At 73.3% G+C, this 20,663-nt stretch carries 17 protein-coding genes; all 17 read right to left on the bottom strand.

Annotated elements, in window-relative coordinates:
* Positions 1 to 114 precede the first annotated feature (114 nt).
* The 17 genes from IXW69_RS08820 to mraZ all read right to left on the bottom strand — a co-directional run bounded on the left by IXW69_RS08820 (position 115) and on the right by mraZ (position 20,133).
* The gene (locus IXW69_RS08820) at positions 115 to 792 is read right to left on the bottom strand and encodes a DivIVA domain-containing protein (RefSeq protein WP_194785975.1); all 678 of its coding nucleotides are present in this window, start codon (positions 790 to 792) and stop codon (positions 115 to 117) included.
* 318 nt (positions 793 to 1,110) lie between these two features.
* Positions 1,111 to 1,416 carry a YggT family protein gene (locus IXW69_RS08815; protein WP_194785974.1) on the bottom strand — a complete coding sequence of 102 codons (306 nt, stop codon included), beginning with the start codon at positions 1,414 to 1,416 and terminating at the stop codon, positions 1,111 to 1,113.
* A 14-nt stretch (positions 1,417 to 1,430) separates the two neighbouring features.
* A complete protein-coding gene (locus IXW69_RS08810) occupies positions 1,431 to 1,931 on the bottom strand; it encodes a cell division protein SepF (protein WP_194785973.1) in 501 nt (166 codons plus the stop codon).
* Positions 1,932 to 2,091: 160 nt separating this feature from the next.
* The gene (locus IXW69_RS08805) at positions 2,092 to 2,931 is read right to left on the bottom strand and encodes a polyphenol oxidase family protein (protein ID WP_194785972.1); all 840 of its coding nucleotides are present in this window, start codon (positions 2,929 to 2,931) and stop codon (positions 2,092 to 2,094) included.
* A 90-nt stretch (positions 2,932 to 3,021) separates the two neighbouring features.
* Positions 3,022 to 4,338 carry a cell division protein FtsZ gene (gene ftsZ, locus IXW69_RS08800; RefSeq protein WP_194785971.1) on the bottom strand — a complete coding sequence of 439 codons (1,317 nt, stop codon included), beginning with the start codon at positions 4,336 to 4,338 and terminating at the stop codon, positions 3,022 to 3,024.
* Positions 4,339 to 4,502: 164 nt separating this feature from the next.
* On the bottom strand, positions 4,503 to 5,636 hold the full coding sequence (locus tag IXW69_RS08795; protein WP_194785970.1) for a cell division protein FtsQ/DivIB: 1,134 nt from the start codon (positions 5,634 to 5,636) through the stop codon (positions 4,503 to 4,505).
* Complete coding sequence (murC, locus tag IXW69_RS08790) at positions 5,633 to 7,144, bottom strand: UDP-N-acetylmuramate--L-alanine ligase (protein ID WP_194785969.1); 1,512 nt, start codon at positions 7,142 to 7,144, stop codon at positions 5,633 to 5,635. The genes IXW69_RS08795 and murC overlap by 4 nt, the downstream gene beginning before the upstream one ends.
* Complete coding sequence (locus tag IXW69_RS08785) at positions 7,141 to 8,367, bottom strand: UDP-N-acetylglucosamine--N-acetylmuramyl-(pentapeptide) pyrophosphoryl-undecaprenol N-acetylglucosamine transferase (protein ID WP_323745258.1); 1,227 nt, start codon at positions 8,365 to 8,367, stop codon at positions 7,141 to 7,143. Before IXW69_RS08785 ends, murC begins: the two co-directional genes overlap by 4 nt.
* Entirely contained in the window at positions 8,360 to 9,571 is a 1,212-nt protein-coding gene (locus IXW69_RS08780) for an FtsW/RodA/SpoVE family cell cycle protein (RefSeq protein WP_323745257.1), read from the bottom strand. The genes IXW69_RS08785 and IXW69_RS08780 overlap by 8 nt, the downstream gene beginning before the upstream one ends.
* A gap of 263 nt (positions 9,572 to 9,834) precedes the next feature.
* Complete coding sequence (gene murD, locus IXW69_RS08775; RefSeq protein ID WP_323745256.1) at positions 9,835 to 11,349, bottom strand: UDP-N-acetylmuramoyl-L-alanine--D-glutamate ligase; 1,515 nt, start codon at positions 11,347 to 11,349, stop codon at positions 9,835 to 9,837.
* 282 nt (positions 11,350 to 11,631) lie between these two features.
* Positions 11,632 to 12,720 carry a phospho-N-acetylmuramoyl-pentapeptide-transferase gene (gene mraY / locus IXW69_RS08770; RefSeq protein WP_194785967.1) on the bottom strand — a complete coding sequence of 363 codons (1,089 nt, stop codon included), beginning with the start codon at positions 12,718 to 12,720 and terminating at the stop codon, positions 11,632 to 11,634.
* Complete coding sequence (locus IXW69_RS08765; protein ID WP_194785966.1) at positions 12,717 to 14,264, bottom strand: UDP-N-acetylmuramoyl-tripeptide--D-alanyl-D-alanine ligase; 1,548 nt, start codon at positions 14,262 to 14,264, stop codon at positions 12,717 to 12,719. The genes mraY and IXW69_RS08765 overlap by 4 nt, the downstream gene beginning before the upstream one ends.
* The gene (locus IXW69_RS08760) at positions 14,261 to 15,886 is read right to left on the bottom strand and encodes a UDP-N-acetylmuramoyl-L-alanyl-D-glutamate--2,6-diaminopimelate ligase (RefSeq protein ID WP_194785965.1); all 1,626 of its coding nucleotides are present in this window, start codon (positions 15,884 to 15,886) and stop codon (positions 14,261 to 14,263) included. Before IXW69_RS08760 ends, IXW69_RS08765 begins: the two co-directional genes overlap by 4 nt.
* Positions 15,887 to 15,995: 109 nt before the next feature.
* Positions 15,996 to 17,828, bottom strand: coding sequence for a peptidoglycan D,D-transpeptidase FtsI family protein (locus IXW69_RS08755; RefSeq protein WP_194785964.1), 1,833 nt, complete (start codon positions 17,826 to 17,828; stop codon positions 15,996 to 15,998).
* 6 nt (positions 17,829 to 17,834) lie between these two features.
* Entirely contained in the window at positions 17,835 to 18,317 is a 483-nt protein-coding gene (locus IXW69_RS11720) for a hypothetical protein (RefSeq protein WP_228525172.1), read from the bottom strand.
* The gene (rsmH, locus tag IXW69_RS08745) at positions 18,314 to 19,441 is read right to left on the bottom strand and encodes a 16S rRNA (cytosine(1402)-N(4))-methyltransferase RsmH (RefSeq protein WP_194785963.1); all 1,128 of its coding nucleotides are present in this window, start codon (positions 19,439 to 19,441) and stop codon (positions 18,314 to 18,316) included. Before rsmH ends, IXW69_RS11720 begins: the two co-directional genes overlap by 4 nt.
* A gap of 260 nt (positions 19,442 to 19,701) precedes the next feature.
* Complete coding sequence (gene mraZ / locus IXW69_RS08740; protein WP_194785962.1) at positions 19,702 to 20,133, bottom strand: division/cell wall cluster transcriptional repressor MraZ; 432 nt, start codon at positions 20,131 to 20,133, stop codon at positions 19,702 to 19,704.
* Positions 20,134 to 20,663: the final 530 nt, after the last annotated feature.

Below are 20,663 nucleotides of genomic sequence, written 5' to 3'. Positions count from 1 at the left end.
GTGGCTGCGGCGAGGGCGGCGACCCGGGTGCGGGTCGCCGCCCTCGTTCGACGGTGGGTGCGGTGCCGGTGCGTCCGCCTCGGGTGGGCGGGGCGTCTCAGCGCCGCGAAGGGCTCACAGGCTCGGGGAGGCGGAGTCGTCGCCGTCCTCAACGTGGGTGAGCAGGTTGTTGAGGTAGCTCTTGAGGCGGGCGCGGTAGTCCGACTCGAAGCGGCGCAGCTCGTCGATCTTGTGCTCAAGGCCGGAGCGCTCCTTCTCGAGCTGGGCGAGGGTGCGGTCGCGCTGGTCCTCGGCGTCCTTGCGGATCTGCTCGCTGGAGGCCTTGGCCTCGGAGATGAGGCGCTGCTCCTCGGCCTTGCCGTTGGCGACGTGCTCGTCGTGGAGACGCTGGGCGAGCTCGAGCATGCCGGCGGCGTCAGCCGGGGCGGAGGTGCTGGTCGCGGGAGCGGCGGTGACGGGAGCGGCCTCCTGGGCGGAGGTGGTGGCGACCGGCGCGGCGGTCTCCTCGACGGACTCCTCCTCGACGACGACCTCGGCGGGCTCGTCGGAGACGGTGCTGGTCTCCTCGACAGGGGTGATGGAGGACGCGGTGGTGCCGCCCTCGCTGAGCTCCTCGACGCGCGCGTTGGCGGCGTCGAGCTTGGCCTTGAGGTCGGTGTTCTCGGCCTCGAGCTGACGCATCGCCTCGACGACCTCGTCGAGGAACTCGTCGACCTCGTCCTGCTCGTAGCCCTCGCGGAACTTGGTCGCCGTGAACTTCTTGTTGAGGACGTCGTCTGCAAGCAGCGTCATAGTCGTCACCTCATGTTGTGCGGAAGATTGATCGTGCGACCGGTAGCCGCTCGTGACAACAGAGTACCCGAAACCCTTGCGGCGCCCCATCAGCGCACTGGGAGGACCCTGTGAGCGCGCCCCCTCCCACGAGGCGGCCGGCCGTGTGCGGCGCCGCATCCCGCGCCGGCCCCGGGAGGACCCCGACGCCCCTGGGCACGAGGCACGGGGGCAGGCCGGAACACGAGGGCGCCCTCGCCGAGGGGATCGGCGAGGGCGTCGGGCGGACGGGGCCGCAGCGGCTGACGCACGGGGGCGTCGACCGATGCGCTCCCCCGGTCACATGAGCCGCGAGGTGAAGCCCAGGAGGTTCTGGACGAGCACGACGACGAAGTACAGCACCAGGAAGGACAGGTCGATCCCCATGGCGCCCATGCGGAGCACGGGCACGACTCGACGGAGCCAGTTGAGCGGGGGATCGGTGAGCCCGTAGACGACGTTCGCGATGACGAGGACGACGCCGCTCGGACGCCACTGCCGCGCGAAGAGCTGGATCCAGTCCAGGATGACGCGAACCAGGAGGATGAGCAGGTAGAGCCCCAGGAGGCTCGAGATGATCGAGAGGATCGGCGAGAGGACGCTCACGTGGGCGCCCTCGCTCAGGACTGGTTGAAGAAGCGGCCGTGGGGCTCCTCGGCGCCGTCGCCACCGTCGATCTCGACGCTGGCGGGGGTGAGGAGGAAGACGCGGGGGGTCACGCGCTCGATGGCGCCGTGGAGGCCGAAGACGAGGCCGGCGGAGAAGTCGACCATGCGGCGGGCGTCGGACTCGCTCATGTTGGTGAGGTTGACGATGACCGGGACGCCGTCGCGGAAGGACTCGCCGATGACGCGGGCCTCGTTGTAGGTGGAGGGGTGCACCGTGACGATGCGGCGCAGGTCGGGGACAGCGACCGGCCGCGGCGCGGCATCGTCCTCGTAGGAGTCGTAGGCCTCGTACTCGCCGGTCTCCTCGGCGGGCGCGTAGGAGGTGGCGCCGGTCGCGGCGTAGCCGTCCTCGGCGTACCCCTCGCCGACGGGGGCGTAGCCCTCGTCCGCGTAGGAGTCCTCGGCGGGCTCTGAGTAGCCCAGGAAGTTCGTCATCTTGCGCAGCGCGCTCATCGTTCGGCTCCTTGTCCGTCCGGATCCCTGGCGGCCCGGACACGCAGACGTTATCGGGTGGGCGGAAACCGGCACCTCATCTCGCACCGGCGTGTCACCGTGACCTGCCCGGGGTCCCGGTCAGGCGCGCCCGGGTCAGCTCCCCAGCCCGGGACCGCGCTCAGCCCCGTCCGTCCCGCGGCGCGGCCACGACGACGCCCGCGATCCGGCCGGTGACGCCGTCGCGGCGGTAGGAGTAGAAGCGCTCGTCCTCGAGGGTGCACCAGGACCCCTCCCCCGCGTGCGCGCCGAGCCCGGTCCGGGTGATGGAGGTGACGCCACTGCGCTCGAGCTGGGCGAGGACGCCGGCGGCGACGTCGAGGGCCGGGGTTCCCCAGCTCGTCGTCGAGGCGCTCGTCGGCTCGATGAGACCTGCCTCGGCACGAGTGTCCTCCGGGACCTCGTAGCAGCGCCCGCACACGCAGGGCCCGATGGCGGCGTGGACGGCGCACGGCTCGACGCCGGCCTCCGCCATCGCCCCGAGAGCCGCCTCGACGACGCCGTCGAGCATCCCCTTGCGGCCCGCGTGGACCGCGGCGACGACGGCGCCGTCGTCGGAGGCGAGGAGGACGGGGACGCAGTCGGCGACGAGGACGGCTGCCGCCTGCGGGCGGGGGCCTGCGCCGCGGGTGTCGAGGAGGAGCGCGTCGGCGGTCGGCACGTCGCCCGGGACGGCCCGTGCGACGGTGGCCGAGTGGACCTGGTTCATCCAGGCGATCCCGCCGCGCTCGAGGCCGAGGGCGTCCTCGAGGAGAGCGCGGGAGGCGGCGACGCGGGCAGGGTCGTCGCCGACATGGGCGGCGAGATTGAGTCCGGCGTAGTCCCCCTCCCCCGCGCTCGGACCGGTGGTCGCCTCGGGGACGGACGGGGCCCCCGTGCCGCGGGTCGTGAAGTACCCACGGGCGCGGGGGCCCAGGTCGACCTCGATGAGGAGGTCGTCACGCGTGGTGCTGGTGCGCATGGCACCAGTGTCACACGACCGTCCCTGCGGCGCGCCAGTCTGCCACGGCCCTCCAGGTGGGCCGGTTCCGGACGCCGGGACGGTGCGCGGTCAGCGCAGGAAGTCCGGCAGGTCGATGTCGTCCGGCTCGGCGTCGCGTCCGATGACCGGCGGGACGTCGAGCTCGGGGCGGCGCGCGGCCGGGGCCGCGTCGTCGACGTAGGCGGGGACCTCGCTGGACGCGGCGCTCGGGGCGGCCGTCCGGTAACCCGGGGCGGCGGCGGCCGAGTGGGCCGAGCGGACGGCCGGGGGCTCGACGACGGAGGCCCGGGAGTAGCCGGCGAGGGAGGCCGAGGCGGCGGAGGGCGCGGGGCGCAGGCTCGAGGTGGAGCGCGTCTGGGCCGGGCGCTGGGCCGTCTGGGCCGGCGACTGCGCGGACTGGGCGCCCGCGGCGGCCTTCTCGAGCTTGCCCGTGGCGACGGGCTCCTCGTCGAAGCCGGCCGCGATGACGGTGACGCGGACCTCGTCGCCGAGGGCGCCGTCGACGACGTTGCCGAAGATGATGTTCGCCTCGGGGTGGACGGACTCGCGGACCAGGTTGGCGGCCTCGGAGATCTCGAAGAGGCCGAGGTCGGAGCCGCCCTGGAAGAAGAGCAGGACGCCGTGGGCGCCGTCGATGCTGGTCTCGAGGAGCGGGGAGGCGATGGCCTGCTCGGTCGCGGTGAGGGCGCGGTCCTCGCCGGTGGCGGAGCCGATGCCCATGAGGGCGCTGCCGGCGTCCTGCATGACGGACTTGACGTCGTTGAAGTCGACGTTGATGAGGCCGGGAGTGGTGATGAGCTCGGTGATGCCCTGAACACCCTGGAGGAGGACCTGGTCGGCCTGCTTGAAGGCGTCGACGACGGAGATGTTGCGGTCCGCGATCTGCAGGAGGCGGTCGTTGGGGATGACGATGAGGGTGTCGACCTCGTCCCGGAGGTTCTGGACGCCGTCCTCGGCCTGGTTGGCGCGGCGGCGGCCCTCGAAGGCGAAGGGACGGGTGACGACGCCGATGGTGAGGGCGCCGAGGCTGCGGGCGACCTTGGCGACGACGGGCGCGGCGCCGGTACCGGTGCCGCCTCCCTCACCGGCGGTCACGAAGACCATGTCGGCGCCGTCGAGGGCCTCCTTGATGTCCTCCTCGTGGTCCTCGGCGGCCTTGCGGCCGATCGAGGGGTCGGCGCCGGCGCCGAGCCCGCGGGTGAGGTCCCGGCCGACGTCGAGCTTGGTGTCCGCGTCGGACATGAGCAGGGCCTGCGCGTCGGTGTTGACCGCGATGAACTCGACGCCGCGAAGGCCGGCCTCGATCATGCGGTTGACGGCGTTGACGCCGCCGCCGCCGACGCCCACCACCTTGATGACTGCCTGGTAGTGCTGCGACTCAGCCACTGTCTGCCTCCACGAGCTCAGTGGGACTCCCCTGGTGGAGCCCCGGTGCCAACCCTCAACCTCAGGTGAAGGTTTATACTTATGTCATTCTGTCGATGACGAGGGCAACGTTATCGCGCTCGCACCGCTGACGCCATCCGGGCTCGGCGTGTCCGTGCTCTCCCTCAGGCGGTCGTCGGGGTGCGCGGGCTCGAGACGTCGTAGGTCTGAGCCCCCTGCTTGAGCAGCACCGCCAGCACCCGCGCCTTGAGCTCGGACTCGGAGGTGTCGCCCCACACCACCTTCGCCCCCGAGGTGAGGGTGAGGGTGACCTGGCCGGTCGACGACGCCGTGCCCTGGGCGACCTTGCCGCGGGTGGTCTTGTCCAGCGAGCCGACCGCCTTGGCGACTGCCTTGACCTGGGTGCCCGTGAGCGCGGTCTGCCCGTCCGGCGCCGCGATCACGACGACTCCGCTCGGCTGCTCCTGGGCGGTCCCGAGCACGACGCCGTCGCCGTCCATGACCTTCCAGCCGGCGTCCGTCTCCTGTGCCGCGACGGGCACGCGCATGGTGAGGGTGACGGTGAGACCGTGGAGGGGGTCGCGGGAGACCTTCGTCGAGCGGACGCGCACGAGGGCGTCGGTCACCTCCTGCTCGACGTCCCCGGTGCTCAGCCTGAGGATCGAGGTGCCTTCGTCCTTCTCGAGCACCTTGCGGACCTGGGCGGCCTTGACCGTGCCGTCCGAGCCCTTGACCGTGACGGCCGAGGTTCGCAGCGCGAGCAGCGGGGAGAAGAGGAGCGCCCAGACGAGCACCGCGACGAGCACGACGACGCCCGCCGCGGCGCCCGCGCGGCGCAGCCGCAGCGATCGGACGGCGCGTCGGCGCTCGGCGAGACGGTCCGTCAACCCGGTCGAGACGACGCGGTCGGCGGGCGACGCGACCGCACCGCTCCCCCGGCCCTCGTCGGCCGTGACGGCGCTGCGGCCGGAGCGGCGCCCGAACAGCGTCAGGGCGCGACCACCGGGCTGAAGGGCGTCGTGGTCACGGCGCGGGGGCAGCTCCGGGGTCGAGGCGGTCGGAGGCTCCACGCTCGACGCGGCGGAGGCGGTCGACCGGCTCGAGGCGGCGGACGGCGCAGTGCCCGTGCGCCGGCGACGGGACGCGCCTCCGGGTCGACCGGCCGTGGCGGCCGAGTCCGCTGAGTCGGCCGTGCCTGCCGTGCCCGCGGCCGGGACGCGGCCGGGGCGGACAGGCACCTCGGAGGCGTCGTGGGACGGCTGCTGGCTCACGGGGCGCGGACGGGAGGGCTTCCTCATCGGGCGGTGGTCTCCCCAGTCAGTGACTCGCGCCGACGCAGGCGCGCCAGGACGACGTCCGCCAGCTCCGTCACGTCGCCGGCGCCCACGGTGAGGAGGAGGTCCCCGGGGCGGGCGGCGTCGGCGACGGCCTCGGCGGAGGCGACGCGGTCGGCGACGTAGCGGGCGCCGGGCACGAGGTCGGCGACGGTGGCGCCGGTGACCTCCGGGAAGTCCGCCTGGGTCTCGCGGGCCGGGTAGATCGGGGCGAGCACGACGACGTCGGCCGAGGTGAGTGCCTCGCCGAAGCGGTCGGCGAAGTTGCGGGTGCGTGAGAAGAGGTGCGGCTGGAAGAGGGCCAGGACCCGCCCGCCGCGCTCGTCGGCGACCTCGCGGGCCGTCGTCAGGAGGGCGGCCACCTCGGTGGGGTGGTGGGCGTAGTCGTCGACGACGCGGACGCCGTCGGCCTCGCCGCGGTCCTCGAAGCGGCGGCCGGTGCCGCCGAACTCGGCGAGCCCGTCAGCCATCGTCGCGGGGGCGACGCCGAGCTCGAGGCCGGCCGCCCAGGCGCCCGCGGCGTCGAGGGCGACGTGGTCACCGGGCACGGCGAGCTCGAGGTCGACGGGGCCGGCGGTGACGGCGCCGTCCGAGCCGGTGCGGGTGAGGCGGGCGGACGTGCCCGATCCGCGACGGCCCGTCACCTCGAGCCGGACGTGAGCCTCAAAGCCGGGGACCGGCCCACCGGGGAGGGCGTCGGCCGCGCTCGTGCCGTAGGTGAGGACGCGGTGCCCGTCAGCCGCGGCAGCGACGGCGAGCCGGTGCGCGCCGGGATCGTCGGCGCAGGCGACGAGGAGACCACCGGGCACGAGCCTGCCCGCGAAGTCCACGAAGGCCGCCGCGAAGGCCTCGGCGGTGCCGTAGTTGTCGAGGTGGTCGGGCTCGACGTTGGTGACGACCTCGATGGTCGGCGCGTAGTTGAGGAAGGACTTGTCGGACTCGTCGGCCTCGGCGACGAAGGCGGGTCCCGAGCCCAGGTGCGCGCCGGTGCCGAGCGCGCGGACGACGCCGCCGATCGCGAAGGAGGGGTCCGCACCGGCGGCGGTGAGGGCCTCGGCGAGCATGCCGGAGGTGGTCGTCTTGCCGTGGGCGCCGGCGACCGCGACGAAGGCGCGGCCCTGCGCGGCCAGGGCGAGGGCCTGGGAGCGGTGGATGACCTCCTGCCCGCGCTCGCGGGCGGCCACGAGCTCGGGGTTGGTCTCCTTGATGGCGGTCGAGACGACGACCGTCGCGTCCACCGGCACGTTGGCGGCGTCGTGCCCGAGGGTGACGTCGAGGCCGAGGTCGCGCAGGTGCTCGAAGGCGGGGCCGCCGTGCGCGTCGGAGCCGGTGACGGTGGCGCCGCGGGAGGCGAGGAGCTGGGCGACGACGTTCATGCCGGCGCCGCCGACGCCGATGAGGTGGAAGGCGCGTCCGGCCAGGCTGCGCTCCTGGGCCCCGGACGGGTCGGTCGTGGCTGTGGTGGTGCTCACGCGTTCTTCTCCTTGGTCGTCGGGGCGTCCTGGGCGGTGGCTCGCACGAGGGCCGCGAGGCGGGCGGCGCCGTCGCGCACGCCGGTGGAGGCGGCGGCGCTCGCGGTCGCGGCGCGGCGCTCGTCGTCGGCGAGCTCGGTGGCGAAGCCGGCGACGTCAGCGGGGATCAGGTCGCCGTCGGCGACGAGCCGCCCTCCGCCGGCGGCGACGACGTCGGCGGCGTTGAGGCGCTGCTCGCCGTTGCCGATGGGCAGGGGGACGTAGAGGGCCGGCAGCCCGAGGGCGGTGAGCTCGGCGACGGTGCCGGCGCCGGAGCGGCACACGACTCCGTCGGCGCAGGCGTAGGCCTGCTCCATGGCCGTGAGGTAGTCCAGGACGTGGTATCGCCCGGCGAGGTCGGCGGCGGCGCGCCCGGCGTCGACGGCCTCGCTGAGGGCGTCGCGGACGGGCTCGTCCTTGCCCTTGCCGGTGAGGTGGAGGACCTGGAGCCCGGCGGGGAGGTCGCCGAGGGCGGCGGCGACGACCTCGTTGAGGTGCTGGGCGCCGAGCGAGCCACCCGTGATGAGGAGGGTCGTGGCCTCGGGGTCCAGGCCGAGGGCGGTCGCCCCGGTGAGGCGGGCGACGCGGGCGCCCTCTTCGGTGCCGCGCTGGGCGACGAGCTCGCCGATGGCGGGCCGCAGCGGGAGGCCGGTGACGGTGGTGCTGCCCGTCGCGGCCTTGAGCGGGGTGGAGGCGAAGGTGAGGGCGACCGCGGCGGCCCAGCGGGCGCCGAGGCGGTTGGCGAGGCCCGGGCGGGCGTTCTGCTCGTGGATGACGACGGGGACGCCGGCCCGCCGGGCGGCGAGGTAGGCGGGCGTGGACACGAAGCCCCCGAAGCCGACGACGACGTCGGCCCCGACCGCCTCGATGGCACGTCCGGCGGCGTCGACCGCCTGTCGCAGGTGCCGGGGCAGGCGCAGGAGGTCGAGGCTGGGGCGGCGCGGGAGCGGGACGCGGGGGACGTAGGAGAGCTCGTACCCGGCCTCGGGGACGAGCCGTGACTCGAGCCCCTGCCGGGTGCCGAGGACGAGGATCTCGGTGGCGGGGTCTCCCCCGGCTGCCGGGTCGCGCAGGGCGGCCGCGGTGGCGAGGAGCGGGTTGACGTGGCCGGCGGTGCCGCCGCCGGCCAGGAGGACCCGCAGCGCCCGGGGTCCGGTGGGCTCGTTCTGGGACGTGTCAGGCACGGTTCCTCCTGCGGGGTGTGATGACGGTGAGGGTACGGCGCACGGAGCCCGCGCGGGCGGAGAGGGCCTCCTGCGCCCCGGGCTCGTGCCGGGCGAGGGCGAGGAGCACCCCGATGCCGCCGAGCACGGCGATGAGCGCGGAGCCTCCGGCGCTGATGAGGGGCAGCGGTACGCCGAGGACAGGCAGCAGCCCGGCGACGACGCTCATGTTGATGAGCGCCTGCCCGACGATCCAGGTCATGAGGCCCGCCGCGGTGACGACGGCGAAGCGGTCCCGGCTGCGCCGCATGATGCGCACGCAGCACCAGCCGACGGTGATGAAGAGGGCGATGACGAGGACGGTTCCGACCAGGCCGAGCTCCTCGCCGACGATCGCGAAGATGTAGTCCGAGTCCGCCTGGGTGAGGTAGCCCCACTTCTGACGCGACCCGCCGGGTCCGACGCCGAGCAGTCCGCCGGTGCCGAGGGCGTACTTGGCGTGGTTCGGCTGGTAGGCCAGGCCGAGCGGGTCGGAGCCGTCGGGGTTGAGCCAGGCCGTGATGCGTGCGCGACGGCTCGGTCTGAGGATGGAGACGAGCGCGAAGCCGGCGAGCCCGAAGGCGCCGACGCCGACGAACCAGCGGCGTGAGAGTCCCGCCATCCACATGGCGCCGAAGGCGGCGACCACGATGACGATCGACGTGCCCATGTCGCCGCCGCCGAGGACGAGGCCGACGGCGAGCATGACGGGAAGGCCGACGCGCAGGAGGAAGGGCTTCGTCTCCGCCCAGGTGCGGACGCCGTCGCGCATGTCCGCGGCGTGCTTCCAGGCCGTGCGCCCGAGGACGAGGCAGAGGCCGAGCTTGATGAACTCGGAGGGCTGGAGGGTCATCCCGCCCGGGAGCCTGATCCAGTTCGAGTTGCCCATGATGTCGATGCCGACGCCGGGCACGAAGACGAGGCACTGAAGGGCGAGGGCGAGGCCCATGACCCACCAGGCGCTCTTCTTGAGCGTGGAGATCCGGGCGCGGGAGACCGCCAGCATGCTGGCGACGCCGACGACGGCGAAGACGAGGTACTTGGCGTAGGCCGTGAGGCTGTTCGTCCCGGCGGCGGCGCTCGAGACCGACTGCACCGAGTAGACCATCATGAGGCCGATGAAGAGCAGCATGAAGGTCGCCACGAGGAGGACGTAGTAGGTGACGACGGGGCTCTCGCCCCGCACGGGTCCGTCGGCACCGGAGACGCGGTGCCACCAGGCTGCGGGAGATCCCGGGCGCAGGGTGCGCCGGCGGCGGGGCTCAGAGGCGTTCTCGGGGCCGTCGGCGCTCGAGGCGCTCGAGGCGCTCGAGGCGCTCGAGGCGCTCGAGGCGCTCGGGGCCTCGCGACGGCCCCGGCCCGGCGTCCGATCGGCTCGGGCCGTGCCGCGGCTACGTTCCGTCCGCCGCTTCCCCGGGCGCTCGCCGGGGCGGCTGGTGCGTGCGGGGCTCAACCGCGGGCCCCCGGGATCCGCTTGGTGACGGCGGCGGCGAACATGTCTCCCCGCTCGCCGTAGGAGGTGAACTGGTCCCAGGAGGCGCAGGCCGGGGCGAGCATGACCGTGTCGCCCGGCTGGGCCAGGGAGGCGGCGGCCTCGACGGCGCCGTCGATGACGGCCTGCGAGGAGCCGTCCGGGACGCGGGTCAGGGCGACGTCGGGCGCCTCGTCGGCGAGGGCGGCGAGGAGGGGCTCCTCGTCACGACCGATGACGACGACGCCACGCAGGGCGGGGCGCACGGCGCGGACGAGCTCATGGAAGTCGGCGCCCTTGTCGTCACCGCCGGCGATCCACACGCCGGTTCCCTCGGGGAGGCTCATGAGGGCGGCCTGGGCGGAGTGCGGGTTCGTGGCCTTGGAGTCGTCGACCCAGGTGACGCCGTCGGTGGTGCCGACGGTGACGATGCGGTGGGCGCCGGGGCGGTACGCGCGCAGGCCCTCCCGGACCGCGACGGGGTGGGCGGCGACGTCGTCGTGCGCCATGGCGAGGGCGGCGGCGGCGAGGGCGTCGGCGGCGACGTGGGCGGGGAGCCGGTCGGCCTGGCCGCCGGGCGCGAGGTGGGCGAGGTCGTCGAGGGTGGCGAGCTCGAGCCCGGCGCGGTAGCGGTCGGCGTGCATGGCGCGGTCGACGAGGATGTCCTCGACGACGCCCACCTGTCCGAGGGCGGGCACGCCGAGGGTGAAGCCGACGGCGTAGCAGCCCTCGACGACGTCGGCTCCGTCGACCATGGCCTGGGTGGCGGGGTCGGCGACGTTGTAGACGGCGGCCCTCTGGGCGCGCTCGAAGACGCGGGCCTTGTCCGCGCCGTAGGCCTCGAAGCCGCCGTGCCAGTCGAGGTGGTCGGGGGCGAGGTTGAGGCAGGCCGCCGCCAACGGGCTCAGGGTGCGCGTCGTGTGGAGCTGGAAGCTGGAGAGCTCGACGGCGAGGGCGTCGGCACGCCCCTCGGCCACGACGCTGATCGTCGGGACGCCGATGTTGCCGACCGCCGGCGCGTTGAGCCCGGCAGCGGTGAGGATGGCGGAGAGCATGCCGACGGTCGTCGTCTTGCCGTCGGTTCCGGTGACGGCGATCCACGGCACGGTGCGGCCGGTCTCGCGGTCCTGAGCCTGCTGGAGCCGCCAGGCGAGCTCGATCTCGCTCCACGTCTCCAGGCCCGCTGCCGCGGCACCGGTGAGGACCGGACCGGTGGCGGGGACGCCGGGCGACACGATGAGGAGGCGGAGGTCGGAGCCCGTGACGGCCTGCGCGACGGCCGCGTCGTCTCCCGCGACGGCGCCCGCGAGTCCGGGGTGACCGGCTCGAGCCTCCTCGACGGCGCTCTCACGCGAGTCGAGGACGGTGACCTGGGCGCCGAGGGTGGTGAGGACGTCGACGACCGCGAGTCCGGTGCGGCCCAGGCCGACGACGCCGACGCGCGCGCCGGTGAGGTCGCTCGTGCTCAGGGTGCTGGTGCCGCTGCTGGTCACGGGGTCTCTCGTTCCTGTCTGTGGGCGGCCGGCGAGCCGTAGGGCCGGGCGTCGGGAGGGTTGTGGTGCGGACGGCGGGCCCGTGCTGGGCGGCGCCGGGGCGTCGGGCGAGGTCCGGCGTCGTGGTCGATGCTCCCCCATCGACCTGGGAGGGAGGTGGAGCCACGCGCGCGACGCGGCCGACGTCACGCGCGGCGCGGTGCACCGTCAGCGGTCGACCAGCGACCTGCTCGCACGACCCCTCCCGCAACGAGTCGTGCGCGAGAGGGCGTGCGTAGCGGGTCAGGAGAGGAGGAACTCCGTGTAGAAGACGCCGAGCCCCGCGACGACGCACACGCCGGCGATGATCCAGAAGCGGATGACGACGTTGACCTCGCTCCACCCTCCGAGCTCGAAGTGGTGGTGGAGGGGCGCCATGCGGAAGACGCGCTTGCCGGTCGACTTGAAGGAGGCGATCTGGATGACGTCGCTCATGACCTCGGCGAGGAAGAGGCCTCCCAGGATGACGGCCAGGAACTCCGTGCGGGTGAGGATCGACAGGCCGGCGACGGCGCCGCCCAGGGCGAGTGAGCCGGTGTCCCCCATGAAGATCTTGGCCGGGGAGGCGTTCCACCACAGGAAGCCGAAGCAGGCTCCCATGAGGGCCGCGGCGATCATGGCGAGGTCGCGCGGGTCGCGGACCTGGTAGCAGGTGGTGACGACGACGTCGGCGTGCCCGTAGAGGCAGGACTGGTTCGTCTGCCACACGCCGATGAGCGTGTAGGCGCCGAAGACCATGGCCGAGGAGCCCGCCGCCAGGCCGTCGAGGCCGTCCGTCAGGTTGACGGCGTTGGACCACGCCGTGATGAGGAAGTTCGACCACAGGATGAACAGGACGATGCCGAGCCCGACGCCCGCGAAGGCGAGGTCGAGGTGCGAGTCCCGTGCGAAGGAGATGCGCGTCGAGGCCGGCGTCAGCCCGTTGCGGTCCGCGAAGAAGAGGCCGCACACGGAGAAGGTGATGCCGATGAAGGCCTGCCCGAGCATCTTCTGCCAGGGTGTCAGGCCCAGGGAGCGCTGCTTGGAGATCTTCTCGAAGTCGTCGAGGAAGCCGATGAGGCCCAGTCCCACGATGAGGAAGAGCAGGAGGACTCCGCTCGCCCGTGGCGCTCGCAGCTCGGAGAGGTTGGCGACCGCGTAGCCGAGGACGGTGGCGACGATGATGACGAGGCCGCCCATCGTGGGCGTGCCACGCTTGGTGAAGTGGCCCTGGGGCCCGTCCTGGCGGATGAACTGGCCGTACTGCCGCTTGTGCAGGAAGCCGATGAGCACGGGCGTACCCAGCAGGGTCACGACCATGCCCACGGCGGCGGCGATGAGGATGGCGGTCATCGTTCGGTGCCTCCCGGTGTCCCTTCGACGGGTCGTTCAGCGAGATGGTTCGCGACGCGCCAGGCGCCGGACCCGTTCGAGCCCTTGACGAGCACGGCGTCGCCCTGGCGGACGAGGGTGTCGATCCGCTCGAGGGCGGCGTCGGCGTCGGGCAGCTCGACGACCTCCGCCACGCCGGCGGCTCGAGCGCTCCGCGCGGCGGGGGCGGCGCCCTCGCCGATGGTGACGAGGAGGCTCGCGCCCGCGCCGGCCACGAGCTCGCCCGTGCGGGCGTGGTCGGCGTCGGAGGACTCCCCCAGCTCGAGCATCTCGGAGATGACGACGACGCGGCGCCGGTCGCCGGCGAGGGCCGGCAGGGAGGCCAGCGAGGCCGTCATGGAGTCGATGTTGGCGTTGTAGGAGTCGTCGATAAGGAGGAGCTCGCCGCCGGCGGGCGCGCCGACGGCACGCACGTCGAGCCGGTGAGGGCTCTCGATGACCGCGTCCCCGAGGGCTGCGACGGCGGCGGCGGCGGGGACACCCGCGGCGATCGCGAGGCCGACCGCGGCGAGCGCGTTGCCGACGTTGTGGAGGCCGGGCAGGCCGAGGCGGAGGCGCGTCGTGGGTGCGCCCGGGGCGACGAGGTCGAGGACGGCGTGCGCCTCGGCGTCCGCCTCGACGTTCTCGGCGCGGATCTCGGCTGCCGGGTCGCCGCTCGCGGAGAAGGACAGGACCGTGCCGGGGGCGATGGAGCGCATGGCCCAGGCGCGCTCGTCGTCGCGGTTGAGGACCGCGGTGCCGGTGGGCACCAGGCCCTGGACGATCTCGGACTTGGCCTTGGCGACGCCGTCGACGGAGCCGAAGCCGCCCATGTGGGCGTGGCCGATCATGAGGACGGCGGCCGCGTCGAGCGGGGCGATGTCCGTGAGGTACGCGATGTGCCCGAAGCCGGAGGCGCCCATCTCGAGGACGAGGTAGCGGGTGGACTCGTCGGTCTCGAGGACCGTGAGGGGCAGGCCGATCTCGTTGTTGAAGGAGGCGACCGGCGCGACGGTCGGCGCCTGGGCCGCGAGGAGCTGGCGGGTGAGGTCCTTCGTCGTCGTCTTGCCGACGCTGCCGGTCATGGCGACGACGGTGAGCTCGCTCCCCCGTGCGACAGCGCGCTCGCGCAGGTCCGCGAGGTGTGCCCTGGCGAGGCGGCCGAGGGCCTCGACGGTGTCGTCGACGACGATCAGCGGCAGGCCGCCCAGCGCACCGTCCGCCCCGGCGGCAGCCTCCTCGAGGGCGGCTCGGGCGGCGGGCAGGTCGGAGACGAGGGCGGCCGCGCCGCCTGCGGCGAGGACGCCGCCCAGGTGGGCGTGGCCGTCGGTGCGCTCGCCGGCGATGGCGACGAAGAGGGTTCCGGGGCCGGCCTTGCGGGAGTCAGTCACGACAGAGCTGACGGCGGAGCCGACGGTTGAGGCGGCCGCGGGCTCGGTGCCGGCGGTGCGCGCGCCGCTGGCGGTGGCGTCGAGGAGCTCGCCGCCCACCGCGGCGGCGATCTCGGTCAGGGTGCGCTCGATCATGCCCGGCCGTCCCTTCCGGTCTCGTCGGCGGCCACCGGCCCCCACTTGGCCTCGACGGCCTCGCGCATGACGGGGGCGTCGTTGTAGCGGATGAACTCGCCGCCGATCTCGAGGAAGGGCTCGTGGCCCTTGCCGGTGACGATGACGGTGTCCTCGGGGCCGCACAGCTCGACGCCGCGCTTGACGGCGTCGCCGCGCCACGTGGTCACCTGCTCGACGTCGTGGAGGTCGGGCCGCACGCTGCGGACCCCCTCGAGGATGGCGTCGCGGATCGACTGCGGGTCCTCGCTGCGAGGGTTCTCGTCGGTGAGGACGAGGACGTCGGCGAGCTCGGCGGCGACGGCGCCCAGCATGGGGCGCTTGCCGTGGTCGCGGTCGCCGTCGGAGGAGAAGACGACGATGAGGCGCCCCGGCGTGATGGCTCGGACGGCCTCGAGGGTGAGGCGCATGGCGTCCGGCGTGTGCGCGAAGTCGACGATGCACAGACCGCGCTGGCCGTCGCGCTGGCTGATGCGCTGCATGCGGCCGGGGATGTTGTGGGCGTGGGAGAGCGCCTCGACGGCGGTGGCGGCCGGCACGCCCGCGCGGATCGTCATGACGAGGGCGAGCGCCGCGTTCTGGACGTTGACGAGCCCCGGCAGCGGGCAGGAGGCGGCGATCTCCTCGCCGTCCGGGCCGTGGAGGACGAAGGTCGTCGCGGAGTCCGTCATGGAGACGGCGGCGTCGGTGACGTACCAGTCGGTGTCCGCCTCGCCGGGGTAGGCGCGCACGCGGTCCAGCGGCAGGGCGCCGTCGGCGGTCACCTTCTCCGCGAGCCGGACGCCCCACTCGTCGTCGACGCAGACGACGGCGCGCCGGGCGTGGTCCGGGGTGAAGAGGATCGACTTGGCCTCGAGGTAGCGCTCCATCGTCCTGTGGTAGTCGAGGTGGTCGCGCTGGAGGTTGGTGAATCCCGCGACCTCGACGACGGTGCCGTCCATGCGGTGCAGGTCGAGGGCCTGGCTCGAGGCCTCGAGGCTCGCGGCGGGGACTCCCTCCTCGAGCGCGAGGGCCATGAGCCGCTGGAGGACCGGGGCCTCCACCGTGGTGCGCGGGGACTCGACGTGCTGCTCCCCCACCCGCAGCTCGACGGTGCCGGCGAGCATGCAGCCGCCCAGGTGCGCCGAGAGGATCGCCTCGACGAAGTAGGAGGTGGTCGTCTTGCCGTTGGTGCCGGTGACGGCGGTCGCGAGGAGCTCGGCGCTGGGGTGGTGGTAGACCTCGGCGGCGAGGGGGCCGACGACGGCGCGGGGGTCCTCCGTGACGAGCACGGGTGTGCCTGGGCGGTCGCGCAGGACGATCTCCGCCCCGACGGCGTCGGTGAGCACGGCGACGGCGCCGGCGCCGACGGCCTGGGCGGCGAACTCGGCGCCGTGGCGCTTGAAGCCGGGGATCGCGGTGAAGAGCTCGCCGTCGGCGACGTCGGAGGAGTCGACGCTGACGCCCGTGACGCTCACGCCCTCGAGGTCGCCCGCGCCCGGCGCCGCGGCGAGCGCGAAGCGGCTCGCGAGCTCGGTGAGGGCGGTCGGCGCGCAGCGGTGCGGCCGCAGGGCCGCCGCCGACTCGTAGGCGTGGTTGCTCATGGTTCCTCAATCTATCGTGACGTCCGTCGTGACGGGTGCGGGGCTGGCGGCAGGCGGTCAGCGGTGCGGTGAGACGCGTGTCGCGCCGGGGAGGGGGTGCGGTGCCGGCTCAGTCCGCATTGCGTGCCTGCGCCTCCTGCTGAGCGGCCTTCTGCGCCTTCGCCTCGGCCTGCGCCTCGGCGTCGGTGGCGGCCTGGGCGGCGATGACGGTTGGGTCCGGGGCGATGCCGAGCTGGTGGAGGGCCGCGATGGCCACCTTGCGGAAGACCGGGGCGGAGACCGTGCCTCCGTAGGTGCCGTCGGGCCTGTACACGATGACGGCCACCGCGATAGCGGGATCGCGCGCGGGCGTGAAGCCGACGAAGGAGGCGACGGTCCCCGACTCGGTGAGGATCTCGGTGGTTCCGGTCTTGCCGGCGACGAGGTAGCCGTCCAGGGACGCCTCCTGGGCGGTTCCGCCGGACTGGGTGACGCCGATGAGCATCTCGGTGAGGGTCGAGGCGGTGTCCTCGCTGATGACCTCGACGCCCTCGCCGGGGTCCTGGGCGGTCTCGTTGCCGTCGGCGTCAATCCAGGCGTCGACGACGCGCGGCGGGACGCGCCGGCCCTTGTTGGCGACCGTGGCGAGGGCCTGGACGGCCTGGAGGGCGGTGCCGGCGTAGCCCTGGCCGAACATCGTCGTGTAGCGCGTGCGGTCGTCCCACTTGGAGGGCGGGTAGAGGAGTCCCGCGGACTCGGCGGGCATCTCGATGCCCGTGAGCGAGCCGAAGCCGAACTTCTGCATGTACTGGTACCGCAGGTCGTCCGGGACCTTCTCGCCGATCTGGACGGTGCCGACGTTCGAGGACTGGGCGAGCACCTGGGAGCTCGTGAGGTACTCGACGGCGTGCTCGTGGGAGTCCTTGAAGGTCTGCCCGTTCGAGGCGGTCCACTGGTAGGGGACGGTGTAGGAGTCCGTGGGGGTGAGGTACCCCTCCTGGAGCGCCGTCGCGAAGGTGACGACCTTGCCGACGCTGCCGGGCTCGAAGATGGCCTGGACGCTGCGGGCGTCGCGGTCCTTCGCGTCGGTGGCCGACGGGTCGGAGGGGTCGACCGAGTTGGAGTCGGCCAGGACGAGGAGCTTGCCGGTGCTCGGCTCCATGACGACGATCGAGCCCCAGTCGGCGTTCTGGACCTTGACGACCTCGTCGAGCGCGTCCTGGGCGACGGCCTGGAGATCGGGGTTGATCGTGGTGCGCACGGTCTGCCCGGGAACCGCTGGGACGTCGGTCTGGTCCCCCGTGGGGATGATGGCCCCGGTCTTGCCAATCTCGACGCTGCCCTTGCCGTTGGTGCCGGTGAGCCTCTTGTTCTGGGTGAGCTCGAGCCCCGCCGAGCCGATGAGCTGGCGGTTGGCGCCCTCGTAGGTGTACCCGACGACGTTGCCCGCGACCTTGCCGGCAGGGTAGAGGCGCCGGATGCGCTGGTCGGGCTCGACTCCGGGGATGTCGAGCGCGTTGATGCGGCGCCAGGTGTCGGGGTCGACGTTCTCGGCGATGACGGCGTACGTCGAGCTGCCGACCATCTTGGCGCCGAGCACCTGGGGGTCGACACCGAGGATCGGCGCGATCTGCTTGGCGGCCGCGACGGCGCCGTGACCGACGACGGCGGGCGCGCCATCGGTGCTGGTGGAGCCGTCGGTGGAGGTCTCCTCGTACTGGGCGATCGTCACCTGGTTGACGCCGACGTCGTACGAGATCGTCGAGGAGGCGAGGACGGAGCCGTCACGGCCCTTGATGTCTCCGCGGGCGGCGCGGTTGATCCAGACGGAGGTGCGCTCGGCCTTGGCCTGGGCGGCGAGGGCGGGGCCGTCGACGGCCTGCAGCCACGCGGTCTTCCCGGTGAGCAGTGCGAAGCCGGCGACGCCGAGGAACTGGAGGGCTCGACGGCGGCTGGGGTTCACGCCGACCTACTCCGACCAGGCGGCGGTACCGCCGGAGACGGTCGAGCTGGTGAGGTCGATGACGCCGGGCGCCTGGGCCGGCACCATTCCGAGCTTCGAGGCCCGCTGGGCGAGCTGCTCGGGCGAGGACTCGTCGAGCACCTGGCCCTGGACGGTGTCGATGTGGTCGTTGACCACGTTGAGCTCGATCTGGGCCTTCTGCATCTTGTAGGCGGTGTCCGCCATGCGCGCGTTGAGGACCATCGAGCTCGCGAGGGCGCCGATGAGGATGGCGACGATGAGGAGGATGAAGGGCAGCGTCGAGCGGGCCGGGGCGAGGCCGCGCACGACGTAGAGCTGCGGCTGCTCGGACTCGGAGGACTCGCGGCGCTGACGGGGACGGCGCGCGGGAGCCGCGGAGGCGCTGACGGCGCGTCGCGCGGTGCGCGCGCGGCCGCGCGACGGCGTGTCGGTCCTCGTCGTGGTGGCGGTGCTGGCGGCGGCGCTCATCGGCTCCTCCTCCCTCGTGCTCGTGCGTGGTCTCGTGTGTCTGATCGGGTGCCGCTCCGGCGGCTCGGGGCGGGCCGGGGACGGTCTCGGCGGGCTCCCCCCGTACCTGTACCAGGCTCAGGGGCTGGTGCGTCGGAGGCGGGCCGGAGGCGCGTCGCGGCTCTCAGCCTCACAGGGGCGGAGCGCGGGTTCCGGGCCTGCTCCTCCTCGTCGGCACGCTCGGCGCCGTGGGTGACGAGCTCGAGGTACGGGGCGGCGTCCTCGGGCACGAAGGGAAGGTCTGCGGGGGCGTTCGTCGTGGCACCGGCGACCATGGCCTGCTTGACGATGCGGTCCTCGAGGCTCTGGTAGGACTCGACGACGAGACGGCCTCCGACGCGCACGGAGTTGAGGGCTCGCGGCACGGCGGCCTCGAGGACCTCGAGCTCGGCGTTGACGGCGATCCGCAGCGCCTGGAAGGTGCGCTTGGACGGGTTGCCCCCGGTGCGGCGAGCGGCCGCGGGCACGGAGGCCCGGACGACGTCGACGAGGCCCTGGGTCGTGGCGACGGGGTCGCCGTCCTCGCGTCGGCGCACGATGGTGCGGGCGATCCGCGGAGCGAAGCGCTCCTCGCCGTAGACGCGCAGGATCCGGCCGATCTCGCGCTCGTCGGCGGTGTCGAGGATCTCCTGGGCGGTGCGGCCCTGGGACTGGTCCATGCGCATGTCGAGGGGCGCGGTGCGGGCGTAGGAGAAGCCTCGATCGGCGTCGTCGAGCTGGAGGGAGGAGACACCGAGGTCCATGAGGACGGCGTCGACGGTGCCGTCGCCGTAGGGGGAGGCCTCGCGGGCGACGTCGTCGACGTGGTCGTAGGTGGTGCGGACCGCGCGGAAGCGGTCGCCGAATCGGGCGAGGCGCTCAGAGGCGAGCGCGATGGCCTCAGGGTCGCGGTCGATGCCGATGACGGTGAGGTTCTCGAAGCGCGTCAGGGCGCCCTCGGTGTGACCACCCATGCCGAGGGTGCAGTCGATGAGGACCGGGGTGACGGAGCGCTCGGACGCGCCCGCCGGCTGGATGGCGGGCGCGAGGAGGTCGAGGCAGCGCTCGAGGAGGACGGGGACGTGGCGCTGCGCAGCGTCGGTCATCGCGATCCTCCTCGGTGTCCTCGTGCGTGCCGGCTCGGCTCGGCTGGCACGGTGCTGGCTCATTCAGTGCGGGTTCGGTGCGGGCTCAGCCCGAGCCCGTTCCGCCAGGACTCCTCCCGCAGGTTCCGGCGCCGGGGAAGTGACGTCGGACTGCGCGGCGGGCGGAGACCTCACGGGACGGGCCGTGGGCGGCGTCGGAGCGCCGTGCCTGCGTGCTGTGTTGTGGGTGGCGGCGGGCGGGCCGTCGCCGGCGGTACGGCTCAGAAGAAGCCGGGGATGATCTCCTCGGCCTGGTCGGCGAAGACCTGCTCCTGGTCGGCCAGGTAGGCCTCCCAGGCGGAGGCGTCCCAGATCTCGACGCGGGCCCCGGCGCCGATGACGGCGAGGTCGCGGCCGAGGCCGGCGTAGGCGCGCAGCGGGGCGGGGATGGTGATGCGTCCCTGCTTGTCCGGGATCTGCGAGTCGGCGCCGGAGAGCATGACGCGGACGTAGTCGCGCGCCTGCTTCTGGGCGAGGGGGGCCTCGCGGAGCTGGGCGTACATGCGCTCGAACTCCGCGCTCGTGAAGGCGTAGAGGCAGCGCTCCTGCCCGCGCGTGAGGACGATGCCGCCGGCGAGCTCCTCGCGGAACTTCGCCGGCAGGATGAGGCGGCCCTTCTCGTCGAGCCGGGGGGCGTGGGTACCCAGGAACATTCCGGGTCTCCTTCCCCTCGACGATCCGTACGACTCCACCCTACTCCACTTCCCTCCCCTTCCATCCCCACAGCGGTCGCACCCGTGTCACGATCGGATCACGATCGTTGGAATCACAGGGAAATCTCGCGGTGTCGAGGAGTGGAGGGACTCGTCACGCGCAGGCCGTCCTGCCCGTTACCTTGTTGGTGGTTGCCGGCGAGGGATGCCGGTGGCCGGGCCAGCGGTGGTCGGCATGATGTCTTGCCCCTGTCTTCACAATGATCCGGGGGGTGTTGTCACCGGCCACCGCAAGGGCTGCTGCTCACCGCTGATCAGGGGAACGAACCGAAGGGCCGCCTTCGAGTTCTTTCGTAACGTGGGTGCGGGACCAGCCGCTCGAGGCTGGCCCCGTGTCCTGCGAGACGAAGGAGCACCGCGATGCGCACCGACGAGATCGATGTGTTCATCGGAATCGATGTCGGCAAGTCCGACCACTGGGCCACCGCCCTGAACAGGGACGGCAAGCGCCTGTTCGACAAGGCCCTGCC

It is taken from the genome of Actinomyces haliotis, from assembly GCF_015355765.1.
Lineage (GTDB): Bacteria > Actinomycetota > Actinomycetes > Actinomycetales > Actinomycetaceae > Actinomyces > Actinomyces haliotis.
This window is presented reverse-complemented; position numbering and strand designations above follow the sequence as displayed.